The sequence below is a fragment of the Pseudomonas sp. BS3767 genome (genome assembly GCF_900099665.1).
Lineage (GTDB): Bacteria > Pseudomonadota > Gammaproteobacteria > Pseudomonadales > Pseudomonadaceae > Aquipseudomonas > Aquipseudomonas cerasi.
On sequence record NZ_FNCX01000001.1, the window covers coordinates 88,974 to 101,638 of the forward strand.

Here is a 12,665-nt window from a genome sequence, read left to right on the forward strand (position 1 = left end):
CTCATCGTTCCCGTGGGAGCAAGCTTGCTCGCGAAAGCGGACTGACTGCTCCGCAAGTAGTCAGCGGCTGCACCAGCCTTTTCATGAGCAAGCACACACCGCCTCCGTGGGAGCGAGCTTGCTCGCGAAGGCGGACTGACTGCTCCGCAAATAGTCAGCGGCTGCACCAGCCTTTTCATGAGCAAGCACACACTGCCTCCGTGGGAGCGAGCTTGCTCGCGAAAGCGGACTGACTGCTCCGCAAATAGTCAGCGGCTGCACCAGCCTTGTCATGAGCAAGCACACACTGCCTCCGTGGGAGCGAGCTTGCTCGCGAAGGCGGACTGACTGATCAGCAGACATTCAGCGGCCTTCGCGAGCAACGCGGATCGCCGCCCCGGTCACTTCCGTAACAGCTGTGTACCTGCTGAATCCTCAGTGACGATCCCGCCACACGGTCTGCGCATTGCAGAATTCGCGTACACCGAAGTGCGACAGCTCACGGCCAAAACCGCTTTTCTTCACGCCGCCGAAGGTCACGCGTGGGTCTGAAGCGCTGTAGCCATTGATGAACACACCGCCGGTTTCCAGTTCCTCGGTCATGCGCTCGGCCAGCTGCAGGTCGCGGGTATAAACCGTCGCGGTCAGGCCGAAGTCGCTGTCATTGGCCAGCTCCAGGGCGTGCTGCGCGTCTCTGGCGGTGATGATCGACGCTACCGGGCCGAACAGCTCCTGCCGGAACGAAGTCATCTTATCGGTGACGTTACCGAGCACGGTCGGCTGATAATAATTGCCCTGGCCTTCAGCCTTTTTGCCGCCCAGCAACAGCGTGGCGCCTTCGGCGAGCGTGTCCTGCACCTGGGCATCCAGCTCGTCGCGCAGATCGAAGCGCGCCATGGGGCCGATGTAGGTTTCGCTGGAGAGGGGGTCGCCTGTCACCAGTTGACGCGTTTGCTCGACGAATCTGCGGGTGAACTCCTCGACCACGCCTTGCTCGATGATCAGGCGCTTGGCCGCTGCACAGACCTGCCCGTTGTTCTGGAAGCGGCCAATCACCGCCGCCTTCACCGCCTGATCCAGGTCCGCGTCATTGAGCACGATGAACGGGTCGGAACCGCCCAGTTCCAGCACGCACTTCTTCAGTGCCGCACCAGCCTGGGCACCGATGGCCTGGCCAGCACGCACGCTGCCGGTCAGGGTGACGGCTGCGATGCGCGGGTCGGCAATGGCGCTTGAAACGCCTTCCGGGGTCACGTTGATGACCTCGAACACACCCTCCGGAAAACCGGCACGCTTGAACGCATCGAGCATCAGGTAAGCGCAGCCCATTACGTTGGGCGCGTGCTTGAGCACGTAAGTATTGCCGGCCAGCAGGGTCGGAATCGCGCCGCGCAGCACTTGCCAGATCGGGAAATTCCATGGCATCACTGCGAGAATCGGGCCCAGCGGACGGTACTCGATCCGCGCCTTGTCATTCTCGACCTGAGTTGCTTCGGCCACCAGCATCGCCGGGCCTTGTGCCGCGTACCAGTCGCACAGCTGCGCGCATTTTTCGACCTCGCCTCGGGCCTGAGCGACGGGCTTGCCCATTTCCTGACTGATCATGCGTGCAATGTTGTCGACGTCATCACGCAGGGCCTGACCCATGGCGATGATCAGTTGCGCACGTTGCTGAACCGGCGTGCGCTTCCAGCCGGCAAAACCGGCCGCCGCGCGCGACAGGCTTTGATCCAGCGCGGCGGCGGATTCGAAGGCATAGTGGCCGATCTGCTCGCCGGTGGCAGGGTTGATCGAGATTGCATGGGTGTTGCTGGTGACAGTAGTCATTGCGCCATCCTGTTGAGGTGGAAGTGGGACCAGAATATAGGTGTGCAATGCTTTCTAAAACTGAATAATAATGAGCTTAACGTTCATTTTTGGAGAATGATATGGATCTGGTTCAGCTGGAGATCTTCAAGGCGGTGGCTGAACACGGCAGTATCAGTGCCGCCGCGCAGCACATCCACCGGGTGCCCTCGAACCTGACCACGCGCATCAAGCAACTGGAGCAGGATCTGGGCGTCGACCTGTTCATTCGCGAGAAGCACCGCTTGCGTCTGTCTCCCGCAGGCTGGAATTTTCTCGACTACACGCGACGCATCCTGGATCTGGTGCAGGAAGCGCGTTCCGCCGTTTCCGGTGAGGAGCCACAGGGGCCTTTTGCACTGGGCTCGCTGGAAAGCACGGCTGCGGTCAGGATTCCTGCGCTGCTGGCCGCCTACAACCAGCAGAACGCCAAGGTCGAGCTGGACCTGTCCACAGGCCCGTCCGGAACCATGATCGACGGCGTGCTGGCCGGTCGACTGGTCGCTGCGTTCGTCGACGGGCCAGTTCAGCATCCATCGCTTGACGGAGTGCCGGTCTTCGAAGAGGAAATGGTCATCATTGCGCCGCTCAATCATGCGCCGGTCAAGCGCGGGCGGGATGTCAGCGGAGAGAGTATCTATGCGTTTCGTGCCAACTGCTCGTACCGCCATCACTTTGAACGCTGGTTCACCGATGACGCGGCAGTGCCGGGCAAGATCCATGAAATGGAGTCCTACCACGGCATGCTCGCCTGCGTCAGCGCCGGTGCCGGGCTGGCGCTGATGCCGCGCAGCATGCTGGATAGCATGCCCGGCTGCGCCACGGTCAGTATCTGGCCGCTGTCCGAGAAGTTTCGCTACCTGCAGACCTGGCTGATCTGGCGCCGCGGCACGGTGTCACGCAGCCTGACTCGCTTCGTCGAGTTGCTGGAACAGCGCAACGAGCCAGCGAGCGTTTAACGGCCTGCACAAACCCGCTCGGCAATCGCCGCACCGACTTGTTGAGTCGAAAGCGTGCCGCCCAGATCCGGCGTGACGTCGCCGTTGGCGATCACTTGCTCGATGGCGGTGATGATTTCGTCATGGGCCGCGGTGAAGCGTTGATCGCCCTGGCCGAGGAATTCGAGCATGAGCGCACCCGACCAGATCATGGCGATCGGGTTGGCGATGTTCTGGCCGAAGATGTCCGGGGCCGAGCCGTGAACCGGTTCGAACAGCGACGGGAAGTGACGCTCGGGGTTGAGATTGGCTGAAGGCGCGATGCCGATGGTGCCTGCGCAGGCCGGGCCGAGGTCGCTGAGGATGTCGCCGAACAGATTGGACGCCACTACCACGTCGAAGCGCTCGGGTTGCAGCACGAAACGTGCGCAGAGAATGTCGATGTGTTGCTTGTCCCAACTGATGCCGGGGTACTGGCTGGCCATCGTTTCGGTGCGCTTGTCCCAATACGGCATGCTGATGGCCATGCCGTTGGATTTGGTCGCCGAGGTAACGTGCTTGCGCTCGCGTTTGCTGGCCATCTCGAAGGCGAATTTGAGAATGCGGTCGACGCCGCGACGGGTGAACACCGATTCCTGCAACACGAATTCGTTGTCGGTATTTTCGAACATGATCCCGCCCAGCGACGAGTATTCACCTTCGGTGTTTTCCCGGACCACGACAAAGTCGATATCGCCCGGTTTACGATGGGCCAGCGGGCAGGGCACGCCGGGAAACAGCCGCACCGGACGGATATTCGCGTACTGGTCGAATTCGCGACGAAACTTGAGCAGCGAGCCCCACAGTGAGATGTGATCCGGCACCTTTTCCGGCCAGCCGACGGCGCCGAAGAAGATCGAGTCAAAGCCTTTGAGCTGTTCGAACCAGTCGTCCGGCATCATCTTGCCGTGCTTCAGGTAGTAATCGCAGCTGGCCCATTCGAAGTATTCGAACTCCAGGTCCAGCCCGTGCCGCGCGGCAGCGGCCTGCACCACACGTACCCCTTCGGGCAGCACTTCCAGGCCGATGCCGTCACCGGCGATGGCAGCGATACGCAGTTTCTTGTTGTTCATGGTGGCGCTCTCTCTGAATCGATCCATTACGGGTGTGCGATGAATGAGTTGCACAGGCCATTCATGCTATAAGCGCACGATACAAAGATAATCAGCCGATTAATGGACTGAGAAAACACGAATCGTGAATAAATACCCCAGTCTCGATGATTTGAATGTGTTCGTTCATGTGGCCCGGCGCTCAAGCTTCGTCGGGGCTGCGGATGAGCTGGGCATGTCCGCTGCCTACGTCAGCAAGCGCATTCGTTTGCTGGAGCAGGGCATGGGCGTGGTGTTGCTGCACCGCTCGACCCGGCAGGTGTCGATTACCGAAGATGGCGAGCGCGTCTACGAGTGGGCCAGGGGTATGCTCGACTCAGTGCAGCAGATGGGCGACCAAGTGGCGGCACTGCATGGCGAACCGAGTGGCTTGTTGCGCGTGGTCAGCAGCCAGGGCTTTGGCCGTCGTTTCGTCGCGCCGGCGTTGTCGGAACTGGCCGCGCGTTATCCGAAGCTGGATATCCGTCTGGACATTCAGGACCGGCTGGTCGATCTGATCGAGGAGGGCGTCGATCTGGATATCCGCGTCGGCAACGAAATCGCTCCGCACTTGCGCGCCAGGCATCTGGCCAGCAACTGGCGGGTTCTGTGCGCGAGCCCCGGCTACCTCAACCTTCATGGCACGCCGCTCAATCTTGGCGAACTGGCCAATCACGATTGCCTGGTGATCAAGGAGCGTGACCGGCCGTTCGGCATCTGGCACCTCAACGGGCCGCAGGGTGCCGAAACCGTCAAGGTGACCGGCAGCCTGTCCACCAACCACGGCGAAATCGCCCGCCAGTGGTGCCTGGACGGACGCGGGGTATTGCTGCGTTCGCTGTGGGATGTGCGCACTGACCTGGCCGAGGGCCGGCTGGTTCAGGTGTTGCCGGATTACCGTCAGGATGCAGACATCTGGGCGGTGCATACCTCGCCGCTGATGAGTTCGGCCAAGGTCCGCGTCACGGTGGAGTTTCTGCGCGACTACCTTGCCCTGCATCCTTCGCCGGTCAACCACTGAGACACGCCACGCACTGTCAGTGGGTGCCAGCCGCCTTGTTCAGGTCGCTTTCGGTCCACTCGGTGTAGATGCATGCGTCTGCGGCGGCCCAGCGCACGTGCACCGGGTCGCCGGCCTTGAGCGACATGCCGTTCGCGGAAAGCGCCTTGACCGTCATGGCAGTGCCTCCGGCAGTGACTACCGAGCACGTCTGGCTCTCGCCAAGGAACAGCACTTCATGGACCGTGGCGCTCACCTCGTTCCAGCCTGCTTCGAGTGGCATGGCCGCAGCCTGGGACACGCTCAGCGCCTGGGCTTTCTCCGGGCGCACCATCAGCAGCACGTCCTGATCGGTCTTCAGCCCTGCGGTCAGGCGAATCGCCAGTGTGCTGCCCTCGAACGTCGCCACGGCATTGCCCTGAGCCTTGAGCCTGAGGAAGTTCGAGTTGCCGAGAAACGAGGCGACGAAGGCATTCGGTGGATCCTGGTACAGGTCATAGCCCGAGCCCAGACCGACGATCTTGCCATGGCTGAAAATGGCGATGCGCTGTGACAGGCGCATGGCTTCTTCCTGGTCATGGGTCACGTAAACGATGGTGATGCCCAGCCGGCGATGCAACTGACGCAGTTCGTCCTGCAAGTCTTCACGCAGCTTCTTGTCCAGTGCGCCTAGAGGCTCGTCCATCAGCAGGATGCGCGGCTCGTAAACCAGCGCCCTGGCGATGGCGACCCGTTGCTGCTGGCCGCCTGACAGTTGCGACGGGCGACGATGAGCGAAGGCTTCCAGCTGAACCAGCTTGAGCATCGCATCGACTTTCTTCTCGCGTTCGGCCGCAGGCAACTTGCGGATCGTCAGCGGAAAGGCAATGTTGTCGCGGACCGACAGGTGCGGGAACAGCGAGTAGCGCTGAAATACCATACCGATGTCGCGTTTGTGCGGCGGCACATTCACCAGCGATTTGCCGCCCACCAGAATCTCGCCCGAGCTGGGCGTTTCGAAGCCGGCGAGCATCGACAGCGTGGTGCTTTTTCCCGAGCCGCTGGAGCCCAGGAAGGTCAGGAATTCGCCGTCCTGGATGTCCAGGGAAATGTCGTCGACGGCGGCGAAACTTCCATAGTGCTTGTTCAGATTACACAGGCTGACGAGTGTGTTCTGTCGCTGATGGGCGGGGTCTTTGATCACGGCACTCATGAAGTACTCCTGGCTTCGTTGCGGCGACGCAGGGTCGCGGCGATGAACATGATCAGCACCGACAGGGCGATCAGCAGCGTTGAGGCGACGGCGATGACTGGCGTCAGGTCCTGACGCAGGGTGGTCCACATTTTCACGGGAAGGGTTTGCAGGGTAGGGCTGGCCATCATCACGCTCAAGACCACCTCGTCCCACGACACCAGGAACGCGAACAGCGCACCGGCCATCATGCCCGGCCGGATGCCGGGAAAGGTCACCTTGTAGATGGCCTGCAAGCGTGAGGCACCGCAGATGACTGCGGCATCCTCGATGGACTGGTCGAACAGCTTCAACGAATTGATGATCGAGATGATGGTGAACGGCAAGGCAACGATCACATGGCTGACGACGAAGGAAAACAGTGTGCCGGTGTAGCCGAGCTTGAGAAACAGCGCGTAGACCGCGACGGCGATAATCACCAGCGGCACGATCATCGGCAGTGTGAAGATGCCGTACAGCAGGTCACGCCCCGGAAACCGGCCACGCACCAGTGCGAATGCAGTGGGCAGGCCCAGTGCCACCGAGGCGAGGGTGGTCAGGATCGCGACCTTGAAGCTGGACATGGCCGCGGCCATCCAGTCCGGATTGGAAAAAAACTGCTGATACCACTTCAGCGTCCAGCCGGGCGGCGGAAACACCAGCCACTGCGACGAACCGAACGACAGCAGGACGATGAACAGGATCGGCAGCAACAGGAACAGCGCGATCAGGGCGGTGGTCAGGTACAGGCCCGTACGCAAGCCGGGGCTCATGGCATTGGGTGTCAGGAGCATGGCGGTTTACCTCGCATTGCTGGCGCCGACCGGTGATTCCGGCTGGAGCTTCAGGTAGAAGTAGAACAGCACCAGCGTGATCAGCACCAGCAACGCAGCGGCGGCACTGGCCAGCCCCCAGTTGAGGAACGACTGCACCTGCTGGACGATGAATTCGGGCAGCATCATGTTCTGCGCGCCGCCGAGCAGCGCCGGGGTGACGTAATAACCGAGCGACATGACAAACACCATCAGGCCTCCGGAAAACAGCCCCGGACGGCACAGTGGCAGGAACACTCTGAAGAAATTGCTCCACGGGCTGGCGCCGCAGATCGAACCCGCCTGCAGTACCATGGGATCGATGGCCTGCATGGTCGCCTGCAGCGGCAGGACGATGAACGGAATCATGATGTAGCTCATGCCGATCACCACACCGGTCAGGTTGTGCACCATTTCCAGCGGTTGATCGATGATGCCCATGGCCATCAAGGCCTTGTTGACGACCCCTGAGGCCTGCAACAGCACCAGCCACGAATATGTACGGGCCAGCAGGCTGGTCCACATCGACAACAGCACGATATTCAGAATCCAGCGTCCCCAGCCGCGCGGCACCAGGGTGATCACCCAGGCGAGCGGGAAGCCCAGCAGCAGGCTGAACAGCGTCACCAGACCGGCTACGGAAAAGGTATTGAGCAGCACCCGCGAGTAGGCCGAGTTGGCAAACAGTTGCTCATAGTTGCCAAGGCCCGGCACCGGTTCCAGCACGCCCCGCAGCAGCAGGGCAATCAGCGGCGCGAAGAAGAACAGTCCGAGGAAGATCAGCGCCGGAAGCAGATTGCGGCTGCCACGCCAGCGCTGTGCGAGGGAAGGGGATGCCTGCATGCCCGGCGCCTTCTGGCTGGCCGTGCCAGCGGTGCTGGAAGCACCCCCGGCCGGCATGGATTGACGAGGAGCAACCGCTGTCATTTTTACTTGACCAGCCATTCGTTCCACCGTGTCGCAATATCAGCGCCGTTCTTGGCCCAGTATGCGAAGTCGAGAGTGATTTGATCGGCAACGTGCGCGGTCGGCAGGTTAGGTGCCAGCGTAGAGTCCAGGCGCGCAACGCTCTGGGTATTGACCGGGGCATAGGCACTGAGATTGGAGAAGTCCGCCTGGCCTTTGGCACTGGTTGCATTGGCGATGAATTTCATCGCAGCGTCCTTGTTCTTTGCGCCCTTGGGTACGACCAGAAAGTCAGCCATGACCAGATTCTGTTTCCAGCTCACACCCACCGGCGCGCCATCCTGCTGCAGGGCGTAGACCCGGCCGTTCCACATCTGCCCCATCGACACTTCGCCGGAAGCCAGCAGTTGCTGGGACTGCGCACCGCCGCCCCACCAGACGATGTCCTTCTTGATGGTGTCGAGTTTCTTGAAAGCGCGGTCGAGGTCCAGCGGGTAAAGCTTGTCAGGCGCTACACCATCGGCCAGCAGAGCCAGTTCCAGCACGCCGGGGCTTGGCCACTTGTACAGCGCGCGCTTGCCAGGATAGGTCTTGGTGTCGAACATCGCGGCCCAGTCACCCGGTGCCTTACCGCCTACTTTGCTTTCGTTGTAGCCGAGCACGAAGGAGAAGAAGAACGAACCGGCGCCGTGGTCAGTCACGAAGCGTTTGTCGATCTCGTCGCGTTTGATGGCGGTGAAGTCCAGAGGCTCCAGCAGGCCTTCACTGGCGGCGCGCAGGGCGAAGTCGGCTTCGACATCGACAACGTCCCACTGCACGTTACCGCTTTCGACCATGGCCTTGAGTTTGCCGTAGTCGGTAGGACCGTCCTGCACGACGGTGATGCCGCTGGCCTTGCTGAACGGCGCCGCCCAAGCCTCCTTCTGAAAGTCCTGCGTGGAGCCGCCCCAACTCACGAAGTTGACGCTCTCGGCGGCAATAGCGGCGACACTCGAGAAAGCCAGCACGCCTGCGGCCAGGACTGCTGTTGCACGTTTGTTCAACACCATTTTTACGCCCTCATTTGTTGTGTTTTGAGCGGGCTTTTCTTGCCCGCGTAATCGGGAGCAGTAGGTCCAATGGGCCTTGAAACCTTGTACAGGTCAGGTGCTGTTATTAGTGCTGTCCCTCGCCGGGCGCGTCTGACCAGATCTTGTATTTATGGAATGTCATATTATGGTATTCCAAACTTTCTGCAAGCGTTTTGCCCTGTCAAAACGCCTTCACGGTGGCTTTTTTGGTCAGCGCCTTCGGTTAAAGGCAGTGGATTATCAGGCTCGCGCGCCAAGCGTTTGCCTGGTCAGCCGGGAAACGGAATATTTTCAATCACTTCCAGATCGTAGCCAGTCAACCCTGCGTATTTCAGTGGCGGCCCGAGGTGGCGCAGCTTGCCGACGTCCAGATCCTGCAAGATCTGTGCGCCCGTACCGACCTCGGAATAAATACGTGATTGCGAACGCGTGTATTGGCGTGGCGGCTGGGTGAGCTGTGGAATGCGCTCCAGCAGCGCTTGGGAAGATTCGTGGTTGGCGAGCACCACCACCACGCCGTGACCTTCTTCAGCGATACGTTGCAGGGCGGCCCAAAGCGTCCAGTTGGCGGGGCCGTTGTATTCGGCACCGACCAGGTCGCGCAGCGGGTCGACAACATGCACGCGCACCAGCGTAGCGGCGTCACGGCGGATGTCGCCCATCACCATGGCCATGTGCACGCCACCTTCGATGCGGTCTTCGTAGCTGAACAGACGGAAGGTGCCGTGCACGGTCGGCAGTTCGCGCTCGCCAATCCTGACGATGGTGTGTTCGGTGCTCAGGCGGTAATGGATCAGGTCGGCGATGGTGCCGATGCGGATGCCGTGCTTTTTGGCAAACACTTCCAGGTCAGGTCTTCTGGCCATGCTGCCGTCATCATTCATGACTTCAACGATGACCGACGCTGGCGTGAAACCGGCCAGCCGGGCCAGGTCGCAGCCCGCTTCGGTATGCCCGGCACGGGTCAGGACGCCGCCGTCACGCGCGCGCAATGGAAAGATATGGCCCGGCTGCACCAGGTCTTCCGGTACTGCGTGCGGGTTGACGGCAGCCTGAACGGTACGCGCACGATCTGCCGCGCTGATGCCGGTGGTCACACCTGTGGTCGCTTCGATGGACACCGTGAACGCGGTGGCGAATACGCTGCCGTTGCTGGGTACCATCTGTTCCAGGCCCAGACGCTGGCAGTGTTCGTCGGTCAGCGTCAGGCAGATCAGACCGCGCGCTTCGCGGGCCATGAAGCTGATGGCCTGTGGCGAACAGCAATCGGCAGCCAATAGCAGATCGCCTTCGTTTTCCCGGTCTTCGTCGTCGACCAGCAACACCATCTTGCCTTGGCGGTAGTCTTCGATGATGTCTTCGATGCGATCGAACGCCATAGTCAGTTTCCCGGTTTTATGGGTGGATGAATCGTGGTATACCATAAGACAGAATATTTCACAGATTGCCTATCAATGAAACAGTGAGACCGCGATGAAAGCCTATTGGATTGCACACGTTGATGTGACCGACCCTCAGCAGTACAGCGAATACACCCAGCGCGCCCCCGCGGCTTTCGAGCTGTTTGGTGGCAGGTTCCTCGCGCGCGGCGGACGTTCCGAGGCGCTCGAAGGGCGTGATACGCCGCAGCGCACGGTGATTATCGAATTTGAATCCTACGAGAAGGCGCTGGCCTGTTATCGGTCGCCCGAGTACCAGCATGCGATGAGCCACAGGCAGGGTGCTTCGAAGGCCGAGATCGTGATCGTCGAGGGGCAGTTTTAAGCGTTCAGTTGCGAGCTGAAAGCTTCAGGCATTCACCGGATAAAGTGCACCTTGCCGGTGTCGTCGTTACCGATATAAATACCGTAGACACCCGCCTGACGTTCTTCGATATAGCGTTCCAGTATCTGGCGGATGGCGGGGTAATAGATGCTGTCCCACGGGATGTCTTCGGGGGCGAAGAATCTGTAATCCAGGGTTTCCGGGCCGAACTGGCCGGTCACCTCCAGCGCGATGGCGCGGAACACAATGTAGACTTCGCTGATGCGCGGCACGCTGAAGATAGAGTAGGGCGAAAGGATCTCGGCGCGCACACCGGTTTCTTCCCAGACTTCACGCAGCGCCGCCTGCTCGGTGGTTTCGCCGCTTTCCATGAAACCGGCAGGCAGCGTCCAGGTGCCCGGGCGCGGCGGGATGGCGCGCTGGCAAAGCAGGTACTTGCCTTCCTGCTCGATGATGCAACCCGCGATGATCTTCGGGTTGATGTAGTGAATATACTGACAGCCGCCACAGACCAGCCGCACGTGCGTATCGCCAGACGGGACACGCTGAGCCAGATCAGCGCTACCGCATTGAGGACAGAAGCGCGGTGTGGCCATTTCAGCGACCTATGCGAGGTTCTTTCAGCGCAACGGGGGCGATGATGTCACGGACTTTGCTGTCTTCGTCCTGCTTGGATTTGAGGTATTCCAGCGCCACACGTGCGGCGTTGCGTACGTGATCGACCGACGCCTGGTGCGCGGCCAGCGGGTCGCCGCTCTTGATCGCTTCGACCATGAGCTCCATTTCCTTGTTGCTGGCACCGCGGCGATTTTCCTGGGATACCGAGGTGGCGCGCAGGTAGCTGATGCGCGCCTGCAACTGGCGTAGCTGGGTCGCGGCCACATGGTTGCCCGAGCCTTCCAGCAATACATCGTAGAAACCCTGGACCGAGTCGATCACCTGCTGCAGTTCGCCTTCCTTGAGCGCCTGACGATTTTCCTCCAGGGCTTTTTCCAGAGCGCGAATGTCCTTGGGCTTGGCCCGCAGGGTAAACAGCTGAACGATCAGGCCTTCCAGCACGCAGCGTAGTTCGTAGATATCGCAGGCATCAGCCAGCGTGATGATTGCAACACGCGGGCCCTTGGCATCGGCGAACTCCACCAGGCCTTCGGATTCCAGGTGGCGCAGTGCTTCGCGAACCGACGTGCGGCTTACCCCGAGGCGGTCACACAGATCACGCTCGACCAGACGATCGCCCGGCAGCAGTTGAAAGTTCATGATTGCGCTGCGCAGCTTGTCCAGCACGATCTCGCGCAGTGTGACGGGGTTGCGGTTGACCTTGAAGGTGTCGTCGAGAGGCAGGCGTTTCATCGGGTGTGCTCGGAATGGGGCTGTCAAAGTAAAAACGTGACTGGAAATAACGTCTCGCTCATGTCGGCAACCCGCAAACCGCGCGGGCTGCTGCATGGCCCGGATGGATGAACCCGGGTCGCGGCCGAGTTTATCACGCCCGTGCCTGCAACCACCAAGACTGCCCTGAGCTACCTCAGACGATGGCTGGCAGTGCACCCATCTTGCCCCGGTGATAGACCATCGGTGTGACCGGTGTCGCGGGCAGGATCAGGTTTTTCACCTCGCCGACAATGATCGCGTGATCGCCGCCGTCGTATTCCCGCCACAGCTCACACTCGATGATCGCCGTGGCCTTGCTCAGCAGCGGATTGCCCAGCTCGCTCAACTGCCACTCGATGCCCTTGGTCTTGTCCTTGCCCTTACTGGCGAAGGCATAGGCTTCTATCTGCTGGTCGGCAGACAGCAGGTGAATCGCGAATTTTTTGCTGTCACGCAACACCGGGTAAGTGTCCGACTCATAGTTAGGGCAGAACAGCACCAGGGCCGGGTCGATGGACAGCGCACTGAATGCGCTGGCAGTAATACCGAACAGGTTGCCCTCAGGGTCGAGGGTGGTGACGATGGTCACGCCCGAAGGGAATGACGCCATGACTTCTTTGTAAATACCGGGTTCTATCAT

Annotated in this window: 13 protein-coding genes; 3 read left to right on the forward strand and 10 right to left on the reverse strand. The window is 60.7% G+C overall.

Features of this window, described 5'->3' with window-relative positions; all coding sequences use genetic code 11:
* Window positions 1-414 precede the first annotated feature (414 nt).
* Window positions 415-1,806, reverse strand: a complete 1,392-nt coding sequence (locus BLR16_RS00400) for an aldehyde dehydrogenase family protein (RefSeq protein ID WP_054081499.1) — start codon at window positions 1,804-1,806, stop codon at window positions 415-417.
* Window positions 1,807-1,907: 101 nt separating this feature from the next.
* On the opposite strand from BLR16_RS00400, the gene BLR16_RS00405 reads away from it, so the two are divergent.
* Entirely contained in the window at window positions 1,908-2,783 is an 876-nt protein-coding gene (locus BLR16_RS00405) for a putrescine utilization regulator PtrR (protein ID WP_003434195.1), read from the forward strand.
* On the opposite strand, the gene BLR16_RS00410 is transcribed toward BLR16_RS00405, so the two are convergent.
* On the reverse strand, window positions 2,780-3,874 hold the full coding sequence (locus BLR16_RS00410) for a tartrate dehydrogenase (RefSeq protein ID WP_096137252.1): 1,095 nt from the start codon (window positions 3,872-3,874) through the stop codon (window positions 2,780-2,782). The two genes, BLR16_RS00405 and BLR16_RS00410, sit on opposite strands and share 4 nt — an antisense overlap.
* Window positions 3,875-3,998: 124 nt before the next feature.
* On the opposite strand from BLR16_RS00410, the gene BLR16_RS00415 reads away from it, so the two are divergent.
* Window positions 3,999-4,913 carry a LysR substrate-binding domain-containing protein gene (locus BLR16_RS00415; protein ID WP_032609599.1) on the forward strand — a complete coding sequence of 305 codons (915 nt, stop codon included), beginning with the start codon at window positions 3,999-4,001 and terminating at the stop codon, window positions 4,911-4,913.
* 16 nt (window positions 4,914-4,929) lie between these two features.
* Here BLR16_RS00415 and BLR16_RS00420 read toward each other — a convergent pair whose 3' ends face one another.
* From BLR16_RS00420 to ribBA, 5 genes are all read right to left on the reverse strand, one after another.
* Window positions 4,930-6,084: an ABC transporter ATP-binding protein gene (locus BLR16_RS00420; protein WP_074807533.1), complete on the reverse strand. Its 1,155-nt coding sequence runs from the start codon at window positions 6,082-6,084 to the stop codon at window positions 4,930-4,932.
* Window positions 6,081-6,896, reverse strand: a complete 816-nt coding sequence (locus BLR16_RS00425) for an ABC transporter permease (protein ID WP_003369256.1) — start codon at window positions 6,894-6,896, stop codon at window positions 6,081-6,083. Before BLR16_RS00425 ends, BLR16_RS00420 begins: the two co-directional genes overlap by 4 nt.
* A gap of 6 nt (window positions 6,897-6,902) precedes the next feature.
* The gene (locus BLR16_RS00430) at window positions 6,903-7,859 is read right to left on the reverse strand and encodes an ABC transporter permease (RefSeq protein ID WP_072366517.1); all 957 of its coding nucleotides are present in this window, start codon (window positions 7,857-7,859) and stop codon (window positions 6,903-6,905) included.
* Complete coding sequence (locus tag BLR16_RS00435) at window positions 7,844-8,869, reverse strand: ABC transporter substrate-binding protein (RefSeq protein WP_003369260.1); 1,026 nt, start codon at window positions 8,867-8,869, stop codon at window positions 7,844-7,846. The genes BLR16_RS00430 and BLR16_RS00435 overlap by 16 nt, the downstream gene beginning before the upstream one ends.
* A 290-nt stretch (window positions 8,870-9,159) precedes the next feature.
* Window positions 9,160-10,269 (reverse strand): bifunctional 3,4-dihydroxy-2-butanone-4-phosphate synthase/GTP cyclohydrolase II, encoded by a 1,110-nt coding sequence (ribBA, locus tag BLR16_RS00440; RefSeq protein ID WP_003434187.1) that lies wholly within the window; start codon window positions 10,267-10,269, stop codon window positions 9,160-9,162.
* 94 nt (window positions 10,270-10,363) lie between these two features.
* Here ribBA and BLR16_RS00445 point away from each other — a divergent pair, with 94 nt between their 5' ends.
* On the forward strand, window positions 10,364-10,654 hold the full coding sequence (locus tag BLR16_RS00445; protein ID WP_003434186.1) for a DUF1330 domain-containing protein: 291 nt from the start codon (window positions 10,364-10,366) through the stop codon (window positions 10,652-10,654).
* Window positions 10,655-10,686: 32 nt separating this feature from the next.
* On the opposite strand, the gene BLR16_RS00450 is transcribed toward BLR16_RS00445, so the two are convergent.
* The 3 genes from BLR16_RS00450 to BLR16_RS00460 form a co-directional block, all read right to left on the reverse strand.
* Window positions 10,687-11,250 (reverse strand): NUDIX hydrolase, encoded by a 564-nt coding sequence (locus tag BLR16_RS00450; protein WP_003369265.1) that lies wholly within the window; start codon window positions 11,248-11,250, stop codon window positions 10,687-10,689.
* A gap of 1 nt (window position 11,251) precedes the next feature.
* Window positions 11,252-12,004, reverse strand: a complete 753-nt coding sequence (locus tag BLR16_RS00455; protein WP_003369267.1) for a GntR family transcriptional regulator — start codon at window positions 12,002-12,004, stop codon at window positions 11,252-11,254.
* 175 nt (window positions 12,005-12,179) lie between these two features.
* Window positions 12,180-12,665 (reverse strand): flavin reductase family protein, encoded by a 486-nt coding sequence (locus BLR16_RS00460; RefSeq protein WP_003434184.1) that lies wholly within the window; start codon window positions 12,663-12,665, stop codon window positions 12,180-12,182.